This is a genomic window from Candidatus Contendobacter odensis Run_B_J11, from assembly GCF_000531125.1.
GTDB lineage: Bacteria > Pseudomonadota > Gammaproteobacteria > Competibacterales > Competibacteraceae > Contendibacter > Contendibacter odensensis.
The window spans coordinates 50,531-70,725 of record NZ_CBTK010000047.1 but is presented as its reverse complement, the minus strand read 5'-3'; the positions used below and the strand labels follow the sequence as shown (position 1 = coordinate 70,725).

17 protein-coding genes are annotated in these 20,195 nt (G+C 59.6%); 11 read left to right on the top strand and 6 right to left on the bottom strand.

What is annotated here, in order from left to right:
* Positions 1 to 3 precede the first annotated feature (3 nt).
* Entirely contained in the window at positions 4 to 753 is a 750-nt protein-coding gene (locus BN874_RS04455) for a hypothetical protein (RefSeq protein WP_154724739.1), read from the top strand.
* Between the two features lie 123 nt (positions 754 to 876).
* Complete coding sequence (locus BN874_RS04450; protein WP_034431098.1) at positions 877 to 1,578, top strand: TIGR04211 family SH3 domain-containing protein; 702 nt, start codon at positions 877 to 879, stop codon at positions 1,576 to 1,578.
* 20 nt (positions 1,579 to 1,598) lie between these two features.
* Here BN874_RS04450 and folK read toward each other — a convergent pair whose 3' ends face one another.
* Both folK and folB read right to left on the bottom strand, forming a co-directional pair.
* Positions 1,599 to 2,102 (bottom strand): 2-amino-4-hydroxy-6-hydroxymethyldihydropteridine diphosphokinase, encoded by a 504-nt coding sequence (folK, locus tag BN874_RS04445; protein ID WP_034431096.1) that lies wholly within the window; start codon positions 2,100 to 2,102, stop codon positions 1,599 to 1,601.
* Positions 2,103 to 2,106: 4 nt separating this feature from the next.
* A complete protein-coding gene (gene folB / locus BN874_RS04440) occupies positions 2,107 to 2,463 on the bottom strand; it encodes a dihydroneopterin aldolase (RefSeq protein WP_034431094.1) in 357 nt (118 codons plus the stop codon).
* Positions 2,464 to 2,577: 114 nt separating this feature from the next.
* Between folB and plsY the strand changes: the two genes are divergently transcribed.
* The 3 genes from plsY to BN874_RS04425 all read left to right on the top strand — a co-directional run bounded on the left by plsY (position 2,578) and on the right by BN874_RS04425 (position 5,097).
* Positions 2,578 to 3,174 (top strand): glycerol-3-phosphate 1-O-acyltransferase PlsY, encoded by a 597-nt coding sequence (gene plsY, locus BN874_RS04435; protein ID WP_034431093.1) that lies wholly within the window; start codon positions 2,578 to 2,580, stop codon positions 3,172 to 3,174.
* Between the two features lie 67 nt (positions 3,175 to 3,241).
* Positions 3,242 to 4,456 (top strand): DNA cytosine methyltransferase, encoded by a 1,215-nt coding sequence (locus BN874_RS04430; RefSeq protein WP_034431092.1) that lies wholly within the window; start codon positions 3,242 to 3,244, stop codon positions 4,454 to 4,456.
* Positions 4,453 to 5,097, top strand: coding sequence for an Eco29kI family restriction endonuclease (locus BN874_RS04425; RefSeq protein WP_034431091.1), 645 nt, complete (start codon positions 4,453 to 4,455; stop codon positions 5,095 to 5,097). Before BN874_RS04430 ends, BN874_RS04425 begins: the two co-directional genes overlap by 4 nt.
* Positions 5,098 to 5,232: 135 nt before the next feature.
* Here the strand turns inward: BN874_RS04425 and pgi are convergent, their stop codons facing one another.
* Positions 5,233 to 6,873 (bottom strand): glucose-6-phosphate isomerase, encoded by a 1,641-nt coding sequence (pgi, locus tag BN874_RS04420; protein WP_034431089.1) that lies wholly within the window; start codon positions 6,871 to 6,873, stop codon positions 5,233 to 5,235.
* 221 nt (positions 6,874 to 7,094) lie between these two features.
* Positions 7,095 to 11,048 carry an XrtA/PEP-CTERM system TPR-repeat protein PrsT gene (prsT, locus tag BN874_RS04415; RefSeq protein WP_034431087.1) on the bottom strand — a complete coding sequence of 1,318 codons (3,954 nt, stop codon included), beginning with the start codon at positions 11,046 to 11,048 and terminating at the stop codon, positions 7,095 to 7,097.
* A 399-nt stretch (positions 11,049 to 11,447) separates the two neighbouring features.
* Here prsT and BN874_RS04410 point away from each other — a divergent pair, with 399 nt between their 5' ends.
* The 5 genes from BN874_RS04410 to BN874_RS04390 all read left to right on the top strand — a co-directional run bounded on the left by BN874_RS04410 (position 11,448) and on the right by BN874_RS04390 (position 14,819).
* Positions 11,448 to 11,753, top strand: coding sequence for a PepSY domain-containing protein (locus tag BN874_RS04410; RefSeq protein WP_034431085.1), 306 nt, complete (start codon positions 11,448 to 11,450; stop codon positions 11,751 to 11,753).
* Positions 11,754 to 11,841: 88 nt separating this feature from the next.
* Positions 11,842 to 12,456, top strand: a complete 615-nt coding sequence (locus tag BN874_RS04405; RefSeq protein ID WP_034431084.1) for a cytochrome b/b6 domain-containing protein — start codon at positions 11,842 to 11,844, stop codon at positions 12,454 to 12,456.
* A gap of 25 nt (positions 12,457 to 12,481) precedes the next feature.
* Entirely contained in the window at positions 12,482 to 12,802 is a 321-nt protein-coding gene (locus BN874_RS04400; RefSeq protein ID WP_034431083.1) for a PepSY domain-containing protein, read from the top strand.
* Positions 12,803 to 12,804: 2 nt separating this feature from the next.
* A complete protein-coding gene (locus BN874_RS04395) occupies positions 12,805 to 13,476 on the top strand; it encodes a response regulator transcription factor (protein ID WP_034431082.1) in 672 nt (223 codons plus the stop codon).
* Positions 13,473 to 14,819, top strand: a complete 1,347-nt coding sequence (locus tag BN874_RS04390; RefSeq protein ID WP_034431081.1) for an ATP-binding protein — start codon at positions 13,473 to 13,475, stop codon at positions 14,817 to 14,819. Before BN874_RS04395 ends, BN874_RS04390 begins: the two co-directional genes overlap by 4 nt.
* On the opposite strand, the gene BN874_RS04385 is transcribed toward BN874_RS04390, so the two are convergent.
* Together BN874_RS04385 and BN874_RS22165 are read right to left on the bottom strand one after the other, a co-directional pair.
* Complete coding sequence (locus tag BN874_RS04385; protein WP_034431080.1) at positions 14,820 to 17,582, bottom strand: AAA family ATPase; 2,763 nt, start codon at positions 17,580 to 17,582, stop codon at positions 14,820 to 14,822.
* A gap of 200 nt (positions 17,583 to 17,782) precedes the next feature.
* Positions 17,783 to 19,171 (bottom strand): wax ester/triacylglycerol synthase family O-acyltransferase, encoded by a 1,389-nt coding sequence (locus tag BN874_RS22165; RefSeq protein WP_081756133.1) that lies wholly within the window; start codon positions 19,169 to 19,171, stop codon positions 17,783 to 17,785.
* 175 nt (positions 19,172 to 19,346) lie between these two features.
* Here BN874_RS22165 and cobM point away from each other — a divergent pair, with 175 nt between their 5' ends.
* A complete protein-coding gene (cobM, locus tag BN874_RS04375; protein ID WP_034431079.1) occupies positions 19,347 to 20,105 on the top strand; it encodes a precorrin-4 C(11)-methyltransferase in 759 nt (252 codons plus the stop codon).
* The last annotated feature ends 90 nt before the right edge of the window (positions 20,106 to 20,195 follow it).

Genomic DNA, 20,195 nt, shown 5'->3' with positions numbered 1-20,195 from the left:
GGCATGAGTCGGATCAGAAGGGCAGGAGTCGTGGTGCTGACGGTGGCGCTGACGCCAGGCTGCACCCTTTACCAGGCGCTGGTGGAAAGGATTTCCCGACCGGCGACTCCGCCTCAAGCCCTGCCGACGACGACGCCATCCACCCTGGAGCCAAAACTGGACGCGATGCGCGAGCGCTTGGGGCGGATGGAACAGGCCCTTGCCGAGGTGCGAGAACAGGGTCGGCAACGGCAGCAGTCGGAGATCCAGACGCAGAAAGCGTTCAGCGAGCTGCGGAAAGGAGTATGGAATACCCAGGTCGCCGTCACCGATGTACAGAAGCAGATACGACAAGTGACGGCGCAACAAGCGGCCTTGAGCGTGCAATTGCAGAACACCGCAAGCGGATCAGCCGATTTCTGGGCGGTGGACGTGCCGTTAGGTGAATTGCCCAACGGGGGTAGCCAACGGGAGACGCGGCGAATTCCCACCTTGGTGCCCGACAAGGCGCGGGAAATTCTGGTGTATGCTCAAATTGCGACCGGATACGTCAAGGGCGGCGCCCATCGCTTTCGGATTTCGGTGCAGGTGGAGGGAGAGCGGCAGGCGGCGTTCTATCTCTACGCTTTCGGTCAGCCACAACCGAGTTGGAGCTACAACTCCGATAACGTCTGGCTGCCGATGCCCAAAAACCGGGAGTTGATTCTGCAAACCGAGGGTGCGCCATTCTTTGGCGATTGGAGTAGCGAAGTGCGGATTATCGCTTATCGGTAAAGAACGCTCTTTTTACCATGGCGCTGAATCAAGCGGGATCGCCGCCGCAAACCAAGGTTGGAAACCCGCTAGAATCGCGAGCATTGACCTTCCACTCTCCTGCCGTTCGCAGCTACATCTCCGATGAAAATACCGTTTATATTCCTGCTGGCGATCACCGTTGGGGTGGCAGCTACTCCGGTCCTGGCTGGGCCACAAAGCACGCCTCCACCCCCATCCGCGACCTATATCATTGATGCGCTGGAAATTCCGCTGCGTGCTGGTGCCTCCGAACGCTACAAGGTTATCGGTTCGGTGCGTGGTGGCTCCCCGGTAACGGTGTTGAAAGTGGATGCCGCCAAAGGCTATACCCAGATTCGCAGCTCTGCCGGAGTGAAAGGCTGGCTGCCTAGCGCCCAACTCACCCAGACCCCTGGCAATCATGAACAACTGGTCAGTGCCCGTCAGGAGCTGGAGCAGTTGAAAGCGCGGCATACTGATCTCCAGCAACACATGGAGAGCGTGGTCAACAAGCCCGGCGCGGAGGCGTTGAGCTATCCACAACTCTATGAGGAAGCCCTGCGCCTGCGCCAGCAAATGGCGGAATATCGCAAGGTGGCCGCTGATACGGTGGCGATTGACGAACGCAACAAAGCCTTGCAGGAGCGAACCGTCACCCTGGAACGGGAACTGCGAATCGTCCAGCAGGACAATCAGACGTTACGCAACGACAATGGCAACTTGCGATTTCTGATGGGCGCGATCATTCTGGGGACCTGCCTGCTGGTCGCGGTGATGGTGCCACGGCTGCGCGAACGCAAACGGGCACAATGGAGTCGGCTGTGATGCAACCGGATTGCGGTTCTTCACCGGCTGAGTGATGGTTCCCATCTCAGCGTCACTGGCGTTAGCGTTTCCCGTGATGAATCGAACGCCGCCCACAGTTCAGCAAAGCTCGTACCCAGCAGCGGATGGCGACGGTCGCCGGCGATCTCGGCCAGTGGTTTCAGCACAAAGGCATGGCGGACGATCTCATCACGGGGAAGATGCAACCGGCCTTCGCGCAGTACCCGATCGTCATAGAGCAGCAGATCCAGGTCCAGCGCCCGCGAGGCCGGCTTCGGATCGGCGGTATTCCGGTGAACCGCCTCGATGTCGCGCAGGCGGGCAACTACGACCTGTACCGTCAGGTCGGTGGTAAACCCCACCACTCCATTCAGGAAGTCGGCGCCGGTAAAACCGACCGCTGCGTTAGCGTAGATCGTGGATACGTTGAGCCAACCGAACTGCCGCTGGAGTTCGGCCAGCCCGGCGCTGAGATGCCGCTCTGGCTCGATATTACTGCCGATGCCGACATAAACCTGGGCCACGCGCTCAGTCCCGGCAACCGCGTTCGATAATGATGCCCACCTCGCGGGCACTCCGCACCGCACCGGGTTTGCGCACCGTTAGCCGCAACCAGGGCGTACCGAATTCCTGTCGCAGCAATTCAGCGATACGCTCGCCCAGAGTTTCCACCAACTGAAAAGCATTGGCAGCAGCGAACTCGCTGACCCGTTGCGCCACGGCCTGATAATTCAGGGTATCATCGAGGCAGTCGGTGACTGCCGCCGGGCGCGTATCGGCGCCCAGTTCCAAATCCAGGATCAGCGTCTGGCGGATCTGGCGCTCCCAGGGATGAACGCCGATGGTGGTCTCGATACGCAATTCGCGAATGAAAATAATATCCATGAGGGAAGGTCCAGGCGGGGTTCGCATCTTAACGTAAAAACCGCCGGTCTTGACCCCTCATCCTGTCCACTGCCGGCCAGCGCTGGCGCTCCTGAATCGCTTGAACTGACGGTTATGTTCACCACAATCCTGTTTGTCATTCTCGGCTATCTGGCCGGTTCCATTTCCACCGCGATCATTGTCTGCCGGCTGATGGGATTGCCCGACCCACGCCGTGAAGGCTCGCGCAATCCCGGCGCCACTAACGTGTTGCGCTTTGGCGGCAAGAAAGCCGCTGCGATCACCTTGGCCGGTGACTTTGCCAAAGGGTTGCTGCCGGTGCTGCTGGCACGGCTGGCGGGCGTAGACGAGACTGGATTAGCGCTGACCGCACTGGCGGCATTTTTGGGGCATTTATATCCAGTGTTCTTCGGCTTCGAGGGTGGCAAGGGCGTAGCGACGGCTTTTGGCGTCATCCTGGGTCTGTCCTGGCTGGTGGCGCTGGCGGCGCTCGTCACTTGGCTGTTGATGGCCTTCGTGGTTCGCATTTCCTCGCTGTCGGCACTCACCGCCGCCGCGCTGACCCCGCTGTTTGCCTGGGGATTCGGACTACCGGGCGTACAGTTTGCTGCCGTGCTGTTCATGGTGGGGCTGTTGATTTGGCGACATCGCTCCAACATCCGCCACCTGTTGGCGGGCACTGAAGATACCATCGGTACCGACCGGCCCTGACCCTGGTCAACACCGATCATGTTGAAAAACATGAGGCATTTTCTGTACGCACCGGAAGGTGAAAAACATGAAATCAGTTGAACTCTTTGCGGGTGCAGGAGGACTTGCCATGGGGGTTTCATTGTCAGGTTTCGAGTCGCTGGCGGTGGTGGAGTGGGATAAATGGGCCTGTGACACCATTAGGGAAAATCAAAAGCGCGGATATCCATTACTCCAGAATTGGCCGCTTTGGGAAGGAGACGTAAGGAACTTTGACTGGTCCTCAATTGCTGATGGTATCGACTTGCTGGCGGGGGGACCACCATGCCAACCATTCTCGATGGGAGGCAAACACAAAGCGTATGGTGATAAAAGGGATATGTTTCCCTCTACAGTTGAACTGGTGAGCAAGCTAAAGCCAAAGTCCTTCATCATTGAAAATGTAAAGGGGCTGACTCGGTCCAGCTTCGCGAACTATTACCAGTACATCCTGCTTCAACTGGAATTCCCCGAAGTCAACCGACGGCAACATGAAACGTGGCTGGATCACTTGCGTAGACTGCAACGGGAAAAGACCTCAGGTGTCCTGCACAGGAGAGCGCTCACCTACAATGTGGTCCCTACCCTTGTAAACGCTGCCGATTACGGAGTACCCCAAAAACGTGAGCGCGTGTTTATTGTAGGCTTTCGCTCCGACATGGGTATTGAATGGTCTTTTCCGCGTCCAACTCATTCCTATGATGCGCTTCTGTATTCGCAATGGGTTACAGGAGAATATTGGGAAAAACACCGAGTTCCAAAATCCAAACGTCCAGAGGTACCTGAAAAGCTGGAAAAAAGAATCAAAAAACTGAGCAGGACTCTTCTGCATATCGAAGATAGCGCATGGCGGACAGTCCGGGATGCGTTGATGGATGTCCCAGACCCCCGCAAAAGGGCAGCCAAGGAGTTTCATAATCACAACTTTCAAGATGGAGCCAAAATATACAAGGGACACACGGGCAGCCTTCTCGACCTGCCCGCAAAAACGCTCAAGGCGGGAAACCACGGGGTGCCCGGCGGTGAAAATATGATGGTTATGGACGACGGGAATGTTCGTTATTTCAGTGTACGCGAATCCGCCCGCCTGCAAACATTCCCCGATGGTTATGTATTTCATGGCTCGTGGACAGAGACCATGAGACAACTGGGTAACGCCGTTCCCGTTGCCTTGGCTCGTTGCGTTTCTGCGTCTGTAGCGGAACGTCTTGCAGAGGCTGGTATACATAAACTAAGCCACTCCAAGGGAAGGAAAGTAGCATGACCGATAGCAATGTCGTTCCCTTCAATCCTCTTGATAAGCGGCATTTGGGAGAAAGTGTCGGTCAAGCCATGCTACGGCAACCCGTCATCTCCTTGGGAAGCTTCGATATCTTCGATGGCGCGGGTATCTATGCCATTTATTACACAGGTGATTTTCGGGGCTACGAGGCAATAGCCAAGCGCAACAGGAAAAAAGTGTTTAACGCTCCAATTTACATTGGTAAAGCCGTGCCTAAAGGGGCTAGAAAAGGTGGAGATTTAGAAGCTTCTCCCGGAAAGGTTCTCTATAACAGACTCAAGCAACACGCCAAGAGCATCGATGAAGCATCCAACCTGAGTATTGCAGATTTCCACTGTCGCTATTTAATCGTGGACGATATCTGGATTCCCCTCGGTGAGTCGCTGCTTATCGCGAAGTTTGATCCACTATGGAACAAGCTCATCGATGGATTCGGCAACCATGATCCAGGTAGCGGACGCCACGCTGGCTTGCGTCCACGGTGGGATGTTCTCCATCCTGGTCGCCCGTGGGCAGAGAGGTGCCAGCCACGCGGTGAATCGGCGGAACAAATCACCCTTGAGGCTCTGGATTATTTACGAAGTAACCCGCCGCCAGATGACCCTCCCATGGTAATAGCCTAACTCTTGTTTTATCACCTCAAAGCCTAATGGAGTGCTGCATCAGAGACCGCGCCATAGGACACTCCCTGTAAAAACTCAAAACCCGTTCACGCTTTAGTAATCCCCACGTGAACGGGCCGGTAAAAAACCGGACTGCTAATCCGGGGTGCGACAGAACGCGATCAAACCCAGAGTCGAACTGTCATGCCCACCCGCCGGACGGTCACCTTTCAACTCCGGCAAGATCGCATTCGCCAGTTGCTTGCCCAGTTCCACCCCCCACTGATCGAAGGAATTGATATTCCAGATCACGCCTTGGGTGAACACCTTGTGTTCGTACAGCGCCAGCAGCGAACCCATCACCTGCGGGGTCAGATGGCGATAGAACAGGCTGGTGCTGGGCCGGTTGCCGGGGAAGACCTTATACGGCAGCAACTGCTCCAGCGCCTCGCCGCTCAAACCCTGCTTCTCCAGTTCGGCGCGGGCCTGCGGCTCGGTTTTACCCACCATCAGCGCCTCGGCTTGGGCCAGACAGTTGGAAAGCAGAATGGCGTGATGATCGCCAATAGGATTGGGACTGTGCGCTGGAGCCAGAAAATCCGCCGGCACTAAATGCGTACCCTGATGCAGCAACTGATAGAAAGCGTGCTGGCCGTTATTACCCAAACCGCCCCACAGGATCGGCCCGGTGTTGACCGTGACCGGCTGGCTTTCCCGGTCAATGGACTTGCCGTTGCTCTCCATATCCAGTTGTTGCAGATAATCCGGTAACGAACGCAAATAGTCGTCATAGACCAGCGTGACCTGGCTGGCCGCGCCAAAGAAGTCGATGTACCACACCCCCAGCATCGCCAGAATCACCGGCAGATTCTCTTCCAGCGGAGCGGTGCGGAAGTGTTCATCCATCGCGTGCGCACCTTCCAGCAACTCGATGAAATGCTCCATGCCGATGTACACCAGAATCGGTAGGCCAATCGCCGACCACAGTGAATAGCGCCCGCCCACCCAGTCCCAGAACTCGAACATGTTGGCGGTATCAATGCCGAACTTGCGCACCCCTTCGGCATTAGTGGATACCGCCACGAAATGCTTGGCCACCGCCGTCTCGTCGCCCAGTTCCTTGATCAACCAGGCGCGGGCGGTGTGGGCATTGGTCATGGTCTCCTGGGTGGTAAAGGTCTTGGAAGCGATGATAAACAGGGTGGTTTCCGGGTCGCACTCGGCCAGAACATGGCTGATGTGAGCGCCGTCCACGTTGGAGACGAAATGCATCCGCAGGGTCGGATCGCCATAGGGTTCCAGTGCCTCGCAGACCATTTTCGGCCCCAGGTCGGAACCGCCGATGCCGATGTTGACCACATCGCGAATGCGCTTGCCGGTCTGGCCGCGCCATTTGCCACGCCGTACCTGATCGGCGAACTTGCGCATGTGTTCCAGTACCGCGTTAACGCCCGGCATCACGTCTGCGCCATTGACCAGAATCGGGCGATCACTGCGGTTGCGCAAGGCGACATGCAGCACCGAGCGGCGTTCGGTGTGGTTGACCATTTCCCCGTTGAAGGTCCGCTCGATCCAGGCCGGCAGTTGCGCCTGGCGAGCCAGTTCGATCAGCAGGCCGAGCGTTTCTCCGGTGATGCGATGCTTGGAGAAATCCACCAGCAGATCGCCAAACCGCCGGGAAAAGGTGCTGAACCGGGCGGGATCGGCGGCGAACAGCTCGCGCAGATGCAGATCAGCCATGGCGGCGTGATGGGCTTTCAGTTCTTGCCAGACCGGCAGGTCGCTGGGAACGGACATGGACAGCTTCCTTATGCAATTGTTAAGGGGCTCACGAAAGCGGATGAGTATAAGCCTTCGCTTGATCGAACTGCGGCCAGCGCCATTGCGCCGCCGTGATCCGTGAATCTCATCCTCTGGTTACTATAGTTTCCGCTGGGGTGACTGTCGAATCACTCCGGCTTAATCCCGCATCGCGGGCGATCCAGCGGAGGAGCGATCCATCGCTCCGATGCCGCCGTTCAGTTCCGCACACTCTCCAGCAGCTTGCGGGCGTCTTCCCGCTCCGGGAAAGCCTCCGGGCCGCTCAACAGCTTCTCCAACTCCTGCCGTGCGGCATCCTTGCGACTCGCCTTGGCGTAGGCTGCCGCCAGGTGATAACGGATCGAGAGCTGCTTCGGGTCCTGTTCCGCTGCCTTTTGCAGTAATTCCAGGCCCCGCAACGTCTCACCACGCTGCACCAGAATCCAGCCCAGGGTATCGGTCACATCGGCCCGATCCGGTGCCCGGTCGTGTGCCCGTTCCGCGTAGGGCAACGCTCGCTGGTCGTTCACCTCGAAGTACAGCCAGGCCAGGTTGTTCAACACCGCAGCGTTATCCGGGGCCTGTTTAGCCAATTGCTCATATTCCGCAATGGCCTCAGGCCGCCGCTGTGTTTCCTGTAAATAAACCGCCAGCGCCAATCGCGCCCGCGCATCCTTCGGCTCGCTGGTCAACCACTGGCGTAGCGTCGCCAGCGCCGGATCGCGTTCACCCGCTTGCCATTGTGCGTTCGCCAGCCGCAGCGCAGTTTCGCCATTCGGCGTTTTTGCGTAGGCGGCCTGATAGGCGGCAATGGCTGGCGCATAATTTTTCCGGCGCAAGCCCAATTCGCCTTCCAGCAGGTAACCCGTCACTTGATCGGGATAGAGCGCCTGAATGTTGCGCGCTCCGGCCAGCGCTGCGTCGAACTTCTCCTCCTGCTGCTGTAACTGCACCTTGGCGATCAGCGCCGGCAGATAGTTGCTTTGAATCACCAGCGCCTTGTCGAGCGATTCGGCCACTGCCTTGGTATCCTTGGCGACCCCCTGCGCCATGGCCGCCAGATACCACGGTTCCGGCGATTTCGGCACCAATCCCGCCAGCTTCTTGAAGGTCGTGATCGCATTGGCAATTTCGCCGCTGTTGGCCTGGGCCACGCCCAGCGCCCGCACCACCTGCGGGTCATCCGGCTTGGCGGTTGCCAGCTTTTTCACCACCGCCAGCGCCTTGGCGTTGTCCTTACGGGCCAGATAGTCCTGCGCCAGCGCCAACCCAGCCTCAACCGAATCGGGCCGCCGGTTCCAAGCACCCTCCAGCAAGCGCAAGGATTCGTCGGTTTGGCCCAGCAGCGCCACCAGCCGCACTACAGCCGCCAGATTGTCCGGCTCGCGCTCCAGCACTCGCCGATAACGCAGTTGCGCTGCTGCCTTATCGCCCGAGCGGGCTTCGATCCCGGCCAGGTTCATCTGCGCGGGAACGTAATCCGGTTTCAGCTTCAGCGCCTGCTCGAAGGCGGTCCGCGCTGCTGGGTTATCGCCCTTGGCCAGATAAACCGCGCCCAGCAGGTTGAACGCGCCGGGTTCGTTCGGCTGTTTCTGAGTCAGCTCGCGGGCTGCCGTGATGGCCTTGTCGTAGTCTTTTTGTTGCAGATACGCCTGGATCAACAGAGTGTCGGCCTGCCGCAGACCCCGATCCAGCACCGTCGCATCAGAACCCGGTTTCGCCTGCGCTTCACGCTGGGCCAACCGCTCGTATTCGGTAATCGCCTCTTCGCGCCGACCCAGCCGCTGCAATTCCATCGCCAGCCGGGTGCGAACCTGCACGTCATCAGAATGCGCGGTCAGCCAATCGCGTAGCGTCTTAATCGCGCCATCGCTATCGCCGGTGACCTGCTGTGCCCCGGCCAGCAACAACACGGTCTGGCTGTCCGGAGTCTTGGCATGAGCCGTCCGATAGGCTGCCAGCGCCTTGGCAAAATCCTTCTGCTGCAAGTACAGATTGCCTTCCAGCCGATAGCCAATGTTCAAATCCGGGAACTGGCTTTGCAGCGCCTTGGCTCCGGCCAGCGCCTCTTTGAATTGTTGTTGCTGAGCCTGCAACTCCACTCGCGCTATCAGCGAGGGCAGATAGTTGCCCTGCACCGCCAGCGCCTTGTTAATCGCCTCCGTCGCGCCTTTGAAATCCTGAGTTCGCGCCAGGGTCAGGGCGATCAGATGCCAGGGTTCCGGCGCTTGCGGCTGCAATTCGGCCAGCTTGCGGAAGGCTTTGAGCGCCTCGGCGGGCTGTCCATCGGCCAGCAGCGCCAGACCCAGCGCCCGTTGCGCTGCCGGGTGAGTGGGATTGGCGGCTTCCAGTCCACGCGCCACATTGACCGCCTTCAGATTGAGACTCGCGGCCTGATAGCGCTCGATCAGGGCCAAGCCAGCGGGCAGTGACGACGGATTCTTGTTCCAGGCCTGCTCCAGCCAGCGCTGGGCCTGGTCGGCTTGACCCGCCTGTTCCGCCAAACCGGCAAGGCGCAGCAGCGCGTTCAGATTGGCGGGATCTTTTTGGGCGATGGCTTCGTACTGGGCGCGGGCAGCGTCGCGGTTGCCGGCCTTGAGTTCCAGCAGCGCCAGATTTAGTGCAGCGGGACTGAGGTTCGGGTCCAGTTTCAACGCCTGCTCAAATTCGCCACGGGCTTTACCATCTTCGCCCTTAGCCAGATAGGCGCTGCCCAACAGGTTATGGGCCACCGGATCGTTGGGATGTTTTCCGGTCAGTGTGGTCGCAGCCGCGATAGCCTTGTCGTAATCTTTCTGCTGCAAATAGGCTTGCACCAGCAACAGGTCAGCCTGCATCACGTCCTGGCCCAGTTCCACCAGTCCTTGCAGTTCCTGCACCGCTTCATCCGCCCGCCCCTCGGCCAGCCGTGACAGCGCCAGTTGAGTGCGAACGCCGGTGGCTTCCGGGGTGATTTGGGCGGCCTTCTGCAAATATTCGGAACCCTTGGCAAAGTTGCGATCCTGCAAATAGGCGCTGCCTAGCAGGGCCAGTAGTTGCGCGTCATTCGGTGCCTGCGCCAACGCCGGCGTCAACAGATCAATCGCCCGGCGCGACTGATTTTGCTTGAGCTGGGTTGCCGCCAGCAGCAACCGGGCCGGGAGATAGCCCGGCTGGCTGTTAACGAAGGGGGTCAGGTACAAATCCGCCTGCCCCAGATTGTTCTGTTCGTAATTGATGGACCCCAGCAGGAACTGACTGCCCGGATGGTTGGGCACCACTTTGAGCACCTGCAATAGCGCATCCTGCGCGCCCGCCAGATCTTTTTTCTGGAACAGGATGCGCCCGCGCAGATAGTTGGCGTCTGGCAGATTGGGCTGGCGCTTGCGCACGGCTTCAACATCGGCCAGCGCCTCGTCTTGCTTGCCCTGAGTAATGGCGATCTCCGCCCGCTCCAGCAGAGCCACAGGATTTTGTGGTTGCAGTTCCAGAATCCGCTGCAACGACTTCAGCGCTGCCGGATCGTCATTCTGCATGCGGCTCAACCGCACCTTGACGAACCAGGGCCGCACATCGTGCGGATCGCGTTCGCTGGCCTTGCTGGCGAAATTTTCCGCCTCGCTGTAATTACGGTTGATCAGTGCCAACTGGCTCATCCCCAGCAAGGCGTCTGGATTATCGGGCTGCGATTCCAGGGCGCGACTCAGGCTGGCCTTGGCGTTGTCCAAACGATTCAGCGCCAGTTCGGCCAGTCCCTGCAAAGCCAGCAGGGTGGCCTGTTGCGCTGCGGGATCGTTGGCTTCTGGCGTCAAATCGAGCAGTTTCTGGTTCTGACCCTGCAACAGGTAAGCCCGTGCCAGTGGCACCTGCCAGACGCTCCGATCTGCACCCAGTTCCTTGGCCCGCTGCAATTCCTTTTCAGCCGACACCCCGTTGCCGGTCTCCACATACAACTGACCGAGCAGCGCGCGGGCATCGCGATTCTCTGGATTCTTTTGCAGGGCGTTTTTCAGTTCGATGACACTGGCCTGTAGCTCCCGTTTAGCCTGATGTTCACGGGCGCGCTGCACATACTCGACATCGGTGGTGCGATCACCGCAACCGACCCCTCCGACCGCCAGACCCACGGCCAGGCACAGTTTGAGTGCCGCAGTGCGCGGCTCGGGTAGCGATACCCGCATATCAAATTTCATAAGACGAGCTCCGGGTGCGTTGCAATCCAAGGACAAGGACAAGGACAAACAGAAACACTGATATCGGTGAGATTATAGGTTAAGCATTCTCGGTTAATGGTGTTGGATCAGCCGCGACATCAATGAATCCTAGGACTTTCGCTTTTCGTCATTCCCGCGTCAGCGGGAATCCAGTAAGCTGCTGAAAAGACTGGATACCCGTTTTCACGGGTATGACGACACCCAGTTTATGAGCGAAAGTCCTGAATCCATGGGTCGAGCGGGATGTCGGCGTATTTTAAGGTTCAATTCAGGCAAGCGGTTTACAGTGTGCTCCAAGGCTGTGGTCACGGCAGAGCAACTCATCCGAACCCACGGCCCGATTGTCATCCCTGAATCCATCTTACGAGGTCTACATCCATGATCGTTCGCAAACCGCTACTCGCCGCCGTCACCCTCGCCATTGCCTTCGCTACCACCGCCGCCTTTGCCGCTACTCCAGTCTCATCGGCTCCAGCCACTTCCCAGCCCGCCGCCGCTATCACCAAGGAACAGGCAACCGAAATGGCGCTCAAAGCGCATCCGGGCAAAGTGACCAAGGCGTATGAGGATACCCATAAAGGCAAGCAGACCTGGGAGGTTAAAATCACCGGCGACGATGGCAAGAAGTGGGAGGTTTACTACGAGATCGCCACTGGCGCACTGGTCGACGCCCAAGGCAAGTAACGACTGAATAAGTCCCTCCGCCTATCACCCTGCCTCCCCGCCGGCGTCCGCGCTGCGGTGGAGGCGCTACCGATGCGTCGAAATAACCATGACCGACCGTAGCACTGCTGAAATCATTGTTTGGGACCCGTTGGTCCGCCTGTTCCACTGGACCCTGGTGATCGCTTTCGTCCTCGCCTACTGCACCCAGAGTGAGTGGTTTGAAGAAATTCGGGATCGGCTACTGAGTGAAGAGTGGCTGCAAACCCTCCATGTCTGGGCCGGTTACACCCTTGCCGGCCTGCTGCTGTTCCGCCTGCTGTGGGGCTTTGTGGGGCCGCGCTACGCCCGTTTCAGCGACTTTGTGTATGGGCCGCGTGAAGTCCTGATTTATGTCAAGAGCGTGCTAACTTTGCGCGCCCCCCGTCATTTGGGGCACAACCCTGCCGGCGGCATGATGATCATCGTTCTATTGCTCAGCCTGACGATCACGGTCGCTGCCGGCCTGATGCTGTACGGCGCCGACAAGGGACTGGGGCCACTCGCCGGCCTGCTGGCGAACAGTAGCGACGGCGCCATTGACACCTTCAAGGAACTGCACGAATTCTTTGCCAACTTTACCGTCATTCTGGTGGTCGGGCATCTGATCGGTGTGGTCTGGGAAAGCCTGTTGCACCGCGAGAATCTGGCCCGCGCCATGATTACCGGGCGCAAACGCGCCTGAATCTGGCACTCGTGGCAATGCGTTCATGTGCCTTTATGCCAGATTCGCCCTCTTTTTGACTCTGGCGGTGGGTTCGCTCGCTGCCAGCCCGGTGACTGCCGGACGCGATTACAAGGAGGTTCGCCAGTTGCGCGATGCCGGGGCAATCCTGTCGCTGGAAACGATCATTGCTAATCACCGGCGCCAGTATTCCGATGGGCAATTGCTGGAAGCGGAACTGGAATTTGAGCAGGGGCGCTATGTTTACGATCTCAAGTTTCTGGGCGAAGACGGCGTGGTGCGGGAGTTTGAATACGACGCCCGCACCGGTGAACTGTGGCATCTCGAGCAGAAACCCCGGAAATAGCGATGCGGCTATTACTGGTTGAAGACGACGCGATGTTGAGCGGTCGCCTGCGAATCGATCTGGAACAGGCCGGTTTTGCGGTGGACGTGGTGGATAACGGGGTGGATGCCGAATTCATGGGTGAATCCGAACCTTACGCGGCGGTGGTGCTGGATCTGGGGCTGCCGGGTCGCTCTGGGCTGGAGGTATTGCGGCATTGGCGCACCGCCGGCAATCCGGCGCCGGTGCTGATTCTGACCGCTCGCGACGCCTGGCACGAAAAAGTTGAGGGTTTTAAGGCCGGCGCTGACGATTATCTGAGCAAGCCATTCCATGTCGCTGAACTGATCGCCCGGCTTCACGCCCTGTTACGGCGCGGCGTCGCTCGACCACCGGGTCCGCTGAAAATCGCCGGTCTGGAACTGGACGAAGACACTCAGACCGTGCAGATTTCCGCCACCCGCGAGATTTTTGAACTGACCGGCACCGAGTTTCGCCTGCTGCGCTATTTCATGTTGCACCCTGGCCGGGTACTGTCCAAAAGCCGGCTGGCCGAGCAAGTCTACGATTGTGAGACCGAGCGCGATAGCAACGTGCTGGAGGTCTACATCAACCGGTTGCGCCGCAAGCTGGGGCGCGATCTGATCGCCACCCGGCGCGGCCAAGGCTACATTTTCGGAGCCGATGCCGAGTGAAGTCGCTGCAAGCCCGGCTCTCGGCTGGCCTGATCATCGTATTGGCAGTGCTCACGGTGCTGGCGGTTGCGGTTGGCGGCTACTCGCTGCGGCGGCTGGCCGAGGATTTTGTGGCCGGTCGACTGGAACACGATCTGGAAACGCTGCTGGCCGCGCTGACGCTGAACGCCAACGGTCAACTTGAACTGGCTACTGACCGGATCAGCGCGACGTTCCGCCAGCCCTATTCGGGACACTATTACCAGATCACAACGGCCACCGGCGAAATCTGCTCGCGCTCGCTGTGGGATGCTGAATTGCCACTGCCACCACTCGTTCCTGACCGTTTCACCCGAAGCTTCGTGACCGGCCCGCAGCAGCAACAATTGTTGCTGGTGGGTCGCGCCTTTCGGGTGCAGAACCAACCGGTTGCTATTGGAGTCACCGAGGATTTCAGCCCGGTGGACGCTGGACTGCAACGCCTGTTGCTGCAATTTGTCCTGATCGCCCTAGCGCTGTTCGGCGTGCTGCTGCTGGTGCAGCGGCTGATCGTGCGGCGCGGACTGGCACCGCTGGAGCAGGTTCGTCGCGAACTGCCCCGCTTGGCGCGGGGGGAAATTCCGCAATTGTCGGGCGAGGCCCCCGCCGAGGTGCAGCCGCTGGTGGCTGAACTCAACCGGCTGCTGGAATTGCTGGATCAACGCCAGCGCCGTTCCCGCCATGCGCTGGGCAATCTGGCTCATGCCTTGAAAACACCGCTGACCGTGCTGACTCAGTTAGCCGAACAGTTACCGCCGGCGGGCGATAGCACGCTTTGGTGGCGGGATTTGCGCCAGCAGCTTCAGCACATCCGTGCCCTGACCGAACGTGAACTCAAACGGGCGCGCATCGTCGGCGGGGGCGCTCCGGGTCAGCGGGTGATGCTGGAACGGGAAGTCACTGATCTGGTTGAAACTCTGTATCGCATCCACCGCGACCGTAACCTCATTATCGAAACCCGGATTCCGCCGGATTGCGGATTTCCCGGTGACCGCGACGATGTGCTGGAACTGCTGGGTAATCTGTTGGACAACGCCTGCCAGTGGGCAAAAACACGGGTGCGATTGACCGCTACGGCTAACGCGGAAGGTTGGTGGCTGCGGGTAGAAGACGACGGGCCAGGCTGCTCGCCGGAACAGATGGAGGGGTTGCGCCAGCGTGGGGTGCGGATTGATGAGTCCCGTGCCGGTCACGGTCTGGGACTGGCGATTGCCGGGGACATCGTTGCGCAATACGGCGGTACCCTGCGCTTGGGTCGTTCCGGGACGCTGGGTGGGTTTCTCGCTGAAGTGAGCGTACCGGGGCTTGCCGGCGGTCTGGTCTGATCAATACGCCTCGAAGGTAAATCGCGCTGACCCAATCCCCAGCACATCGCCTGCTTCCAATGCGATTACCTCGTTAGTAGCCAACCCGTGACAACCGACCCGCACCGAACCCGGTCCGGCCAGATTCTGAATCCAGTACATGCCATCGCGGAGCAGCAGCTCGGCCTGTTGCGGCGCTACGCCTGCGGCAGTGATCCGCAAACCGGCTTGCGGATCACTGCCTAAAGACAACCACTTGGGCAGGTAATAATGCACCACCTGCCGTCCTCCGGCTTCATCCTCGCGCTCGAATCGGGCATAGAGCAGGGCACCCGGACTGCCGACCCCGTTCATGACGGCGACCCGTTCCTGCATCCGGAGCAGGTTGAGGTAGCGACTCCTGAGCGGGGCTTGGGTCTCGTCGGTATTGGTGCGCGAATCACGCTGCTGCAACTCGTCAACCAGGTCGAGCAGATAATGCCCAAACTTTTCGCGTGACTCGGCGGGATCCCAGCCCGGCGGGTCGCGCTCACCCCGCTGATCCCAGCTCAGAGTCAGGCGCAGGCGGTACAGGCCGCAAATCTCCAGAGCATCGCCGGACTCAAGGAACTCCCAGCACCCGCGCTCCAATCGCACCCCATTGCGACCCATGTAGGTGTAACCCTGATTGCTCGCCGGCATCAGCGCCAACTGATCACCCAGCGCGCAAATCACGCCATGTAGCCGGGAAATCCGGTTGTACTTGGGGACGAAACCCAGAGCGAAGTCGCCGAAACCCATTCCCGTCACGGCGTTGTAGCGCCCAAGCACCATGAAAGGACGCGAAACCAGTTCGATCCGCGCCGGCGCGTGGGCGGGGTCGGCGGACAACAGCAACGCTCGAGTGAGCGGGGTGCCACGAACGAGGGTTTGCACCGTCGTAGCACGCAGACGTTGGGTGCGCTCGGCATCGACTTCCAGCTCGAGTGGCAGGGTATCGGCCAAACCGCCCACAGTGGTTAAGGCGGCAGACTCGTTCAACAACCAGATTCCGGCAGCGGCATCGTTTTCAGCGCCTTCCGGTTCAGGCCAGAAACAATCGGGGCGGGCGTCGGTCGCCAGCACCTTATCCACCTTGCGCCCGCCTTCGCGCCTCAGCGGCAGATCCAGCCGAATCTCCCGCCGACTGACATAAGCCTGCCATTCCCCGCGATGATCGCGGAGTTCGATCTCCAGCCGCAGCCCGGCCTGGGTGGAACCCGCACTCGCGCCGTGAAATTCCAGATACACCGGATGGGCGTCGCGACCGCCCAGCAACCGCAGCGAGATAGCCTGTCCAGCGTTGGCGAAGCTGAGATCGGGACTGCGCACCTGCAAGCGAATCTCGCGATACTGCCACCAGGTCGGATTGATCAGCAGGGCGCATAACACCCCACTCGATCTCGGTGCGGCGCGGATAGCCACCGCCAGCATGACCACCACCGGCTGCTGGATTTGCGCCAGCCGCGCCAGTCGCCATTCGCACTCGGTCAGCCGCGCCCGACTCGTGCCTTGCAACAACCGCAGATAGCCGTAGTGGAAAAAGCGGAGCGCCGCCCGATCCCGGACATCATGGCGATCCTGTTTGGCAACGGTTTCCTCCAGCAACTGGGCAAATGCACGCAGGGGCGGCGACGCCGGCAACAGGGCTTCCGGGAGCGATTCCGGGATTGGCTCCGGGATGGGCTCAGGGAACTCCGCCAGTGGGGCGAATGCCGGCTCGACCGGCGGTTCCGGGGTCATCACAGTGGCCGGCTCCAGCTCAAAATCCGGGATCGCAACCGCCGGCGATTCACCCACCGATAACTCACTGACCGCCGTTTGATCCGGATCGAAATCGAAGGTGAAATCGAGATCGGGCAAACCCAGTTCAAGATCGTCAAGATCGTCATCGGTCATCGGTGTGGCAGCAGTGGAAACCGGGTGACGGGGAGCTTGAGTTTCGACTATTGGCCGTTCGGAGCGGGCACCGAGAAAACAGTCGCGAGCAACGTCGTCCACCAGCTCCGGCGTGACCCGCTGATTTGATTCCAGGCTGGCAAAGAGCAGGATCGCATCGCACAGCATGGCGATTGCGCGGGGTGCGCCCTGGCTATGGGTGGCAATCCGATCAATCACCGCCGGCGAGAGCAAATCGCCGACTTCAAGTCCGGCAACCGTGAACTGGTGCGAGATAAACAGCCCCGTTTCCAGGGTACTCAGGCGCTCCAGATGACAGCGAACCTCAATGCTGTCCTGGATCAGTTGTAAATCGTACTGGCGCAGTTTGCCTTCGATTTCCGGCAATCCTGCCAGTACGACTTGCAAGCGCTGGCTGGGCAGCGACGGCACCTCTACAAATTCCCACAGGCGACACAACGCATCGGCGCGCAGATGATGGGCATCGTCAATGAGCAAGGCGATGGTCTGGTTACGGCGTGCATACGCCACCAAAGTGTCCAGCAGCCGTTGGCCCTGCTGCTCGGTATTCAGGTGGGTGGCCGGCAATTCCAGCGCGCCGCACAGATAATTGAGCAGGTCGGGAAAGTTGAGATTGGCGTTGTTGAGCAGCACGAAGCGGATATCGTCGGCTTCTGCCATGCAGCGGCGCAGCACGAAGGTTTTTCCGATCCCGGCCTCGCCGGTCAGCAGGATGAACCCGCGCCGTTCCCGAATACCGTCCAGAATGTCGGCACAGGCGACATCGAAATTGGCATTACGGTAAAAATCCTTCGGATCTTTGGATTTGAACGGCTTGCTGTCAAAACCGAAATGGCTGGTATACATGTTTCCCTCCTTGCCACCACGGGCCATGAATCATTGTAAGGGGCTAACGACTATCGCCATAGCGGTTTCACTTCCAGAACTTTCGCTTTTCGTCATTCCCGCGTCAGCGGGAATCCAGTAAGCTGCTGAAAAGGCTGGATACCCGTTTTCACGGGTATGACGACACCCAGTTTATGAGCGAACGTCCTGACTTCTTGTCATTAACGGCAGCGCTCACCGTGCCACCCGGGTTCGATCTGCGCCAGTTCTACCCATTCCGCCAGTTCCGCCTCAAACCCGGCTACCAGTTCCCACGGATCGGCGATCACGCCGCTGTCGGTCATTACCCCCACCGTGATCGATCCGGCGTAGCTCAGAACGCTCACGCCGATACCGATGCCGGAGATCTGCGGCACCCAGGCCAGTACCCGTCCCAGCGGCGCTCCGCTCAGATAGAGCGGCTGCTCTGGCCCCGGCACGTTGGTGATCACCGCCGTCGCCTTGATGCCAAACAGCCACAATGCCCCTCGTTCCAGCCAAGCGGGCAGCCGACCCACCAGATTGATCATGACCCGGTTGGCTACTGCCTCCGGCAAGATCCTGATCCGCTCCATTTGTGCCCGCACTGCCTTCAGGCGTGTTACGGGATTGACCATTCCCAGCGGCAAGCTCGTAAAGATCACTGCGAACTGGTTTCCCAGCCGGATTTCCTCTTCGTAAGCACGCAGATTGACCGGCACCACCAGCCGCACCTTTAGCGTCGGGGTGATCTCGCCCCGCGCCCGCAGATAGCGCCCGAAGGCTCCAGCGATCACGGCCAGCATCACATCATTCACCCGTCCGCCCAGCCGTTGGCGGATCAGGGCGATGTCCTGCAACGGGATCGGCGCCGACCATGCCACCCGCTTATGCCCATTCAAGCGTCCGCGCAGCGCGGTGCGCACCTCCGGCATCATGAACAGTTGCCGTAGCAACGCCGTTCCGAACGCGGCTCCCCAGCGCATTTTCTCGGTCAGGTCACGCAGCGGTGTGAGCGGCTTGGCGGTTTTTGCTGCCAGCCGCGCCTGCTCCTGGCGCTCGGCCTGCGGATCCACGACCTGCGCCACTGCCGCTCGGTCGGTCAGCGCCAGGAACACCCGTAATAGCGCCACCCCGTCCGCGATGCAGTGATGCACCCGGAACACCAGCGCACAACCGGCAGCGTAATTCTCTACCAGAAAACAGCGCCAGAGCGGGCGGGTAAAATCCAGCGGCTCGCCGGCCCAGCGCCCGATCTGTTCCTCCAACAGGCGTTGATCAGCAGGCTCCGGTAACTGCATCGAGTGCAGATGGGCGGTCCAGTCGAGCGGCGCGTCCTCCAGCCAGCGATAGCGGCCTGCGCTCCACGCTACCCGTTGCCGGAATCGCGCCAAGGGCAGTAATCGCAATCGCAGCGTTTCGCGTAACCGTTCCGCATTCAGCGGCTGATCCAGTAGCAGCACAATCGTGACAACCATCGGCTGTCCCGGCCCATCCATTCGTGCCCAGGTCACATCGTTATCAGTCAGCGGTTCCGCCATCCGTCCAGCTTCAACGGGTATTGTTTCAACCAGCTTCCACCGTAGTTCCATAGAGTTCTCTCTTGCGTTGCTCTGCGGTTTCAACCGTCGTATTGCGCTTGAGTTTGGCCCTGCTCGTGCGAGTCAGGATGGTATTCTAAAAGTTCCGCTTTCCATCATTCCCATGCATGTAACCCACCCATCAAAGCGTAGCTTTGGTAGAACCATTGGATAAGGGTAATTTTCAATGACTGTTTATTTCATTGGCGCCGGTCCCGGCGATCCCGAACTGATCACCGTCAAGGGTCAGCGCCTGATCCGCGAATGTCCGTTGGTGCTGTACGCCGGCTCGCTGGTGCCTAAGGAAGTGGTTCTGACCGCCAACCCCACGGCGGAGATTGTCAATACCGCTGATCTGAGTCTGGACGGGATCATGGCTCGGATCCGCGCCGCGCATGAGCAGGGGTTGGATGTGGCGCGGGTGCATACCGGCGATCCAGCATTGTACGGAGCCATTGGTGAACAAATCCGCGAACTGGAAAAACTGGGAATTCCGTACCAGGTGATTCCTGGGGTGACCGCCGCCTTTGCCGGGGCCGCAATGTTACGTCGGGAACTGACTCTGCCGGGTATTAGCCAGACCCTCATTCTCACCCGCCATGCCGGCAAAACTCCGATGCCGGAAGGGGAAAGTCTGCCGGAATTGGCCCAGCACCGGGCGACCATGGCGATTTATCTTAGTGTGGACAAGTTGCAGGAGATCGTGACGGAACTGATTCCGTGCTACGGCGCGGAGTGTCCGGTAGCGGTGCTGCATCGGGTGTCATGGCCGGATCAGGATGGGGTAGTGGGCACTCTGGCCGACATCGCCGCCAAAGTTGAAGCGAAGGGTTTTACCCGTACTGCGCTGATTCTGGTTGGACAGGTGATTCAGCCGGAAGGATTTCCAGCGTCCTATCTCTACAGTGTCGAACATGCGGAGTGGTATCGGCGCCAATCGGAATAGTCTTAGGGTAAGCGTTCAGACCCCCTCCCCCCAACCCCCTCCCGCGCGGGGAGGGGGAGCCAGCAACCTATTGTTCCGCAAGACTCCCTC

Coding starts and splice junctions, on each gene's coding strand:
- BN874_RS04455 (WP_154724739.1), top strand. CDS start 4: ATGAGTCGGATCAGAAGGGCAGGAGTCGTGGTGCTGACGGTGGCGCTG.
- BN874_RS04450 (WP_034431098.1), top strand. CDS start 877: ATGAAAATACCGTTTATATTCCTGCTGGCGATCACCGTTGGGGTGGCA.
- folB (WP_034431094.1), bottom strand. CDS start 2,463: ATGGATATTATTTTCATTCGCGAATTGCGTATCGAGACCACCATCGGC.
- plsY (WP_034431093.1), top strand. CDS start 2,578: ATGTTCACCACAATCCTGTTTGTCATTCTCGGCTATCTGGCCGGTTCC.
- BN874_RS04430 (WP_034431092.1), top strand. CDS start 3,242: ATGAAATCAGTTGAACTCTTTGCGGGTGCAGGAGGACTTGCCATGGGG.
- BN874_RS04425 (WP_034431091.1), top strand. CDS start 4,453: ATGACCGATAGCAATGTCGTTCCCTTCAATCCTCTTGATAAGCGGCAT.
- pgi (WP_034431089.1), bottom strand. CDS start 6,873: ATGTCCGTTCCCAGCGACCTGCCGGTCTGGCAAGAACTGAAAGCCCAT.
- prsT (WP_034431087.1), bottom strand. CDS start 11,048: ATGAAATTTGATATGCGGGTATCGCTACCCGAGCCGCGCACTGCGGCA.
- BN874_RS04410 (WP_034431085.1), top strand. CDS start 11,448: ATGATCGTTCGCAAACCGCTACTCGCCGCCGTCACCCTCGCCATTGCC.
- BN874_RS04405 (WP_034431084.1), top strand. CDS start 11,842: ATGACCGACCGTAGCACTGCTGAAATCATTGTTTGGGACCCGTTGGTC.
- BN874_RS04400 (WP_034431083.1), top strand. CDS start 12,482: ATGTGCCTTTATGCCAGATTCGCCCTCTTTTTGACTCTGGCGGTGGGT.
- BN874_RS04395 (WP_034431082.1), top strand. CDS start 12,805: ATGCGGCTATTACTGGTTGAAGACGACGCGATGTTGAGCGGTCGCCTG.
- BN874_RS04385 (WP_034431080.1), bottom strand. CDS start 17,582: ATGTATACCAGCCATTTCGGTTTTGACAGCAAGCCGTTCAAATCCAAA.
- BN874_RS22165 (WP_081756133.1), bottom strand. CDS start 19,171: ATGGAACTACGGTGGAAGCTGGTTGAAACAATACCCGTTGAAGCTGGA.
- cobM (WP_034431079.1), top strand. CDS start 19,347: ATGACTGTTTATTTCATTGGCGCCGGTCCCGGCGATCCCGAACTGATC.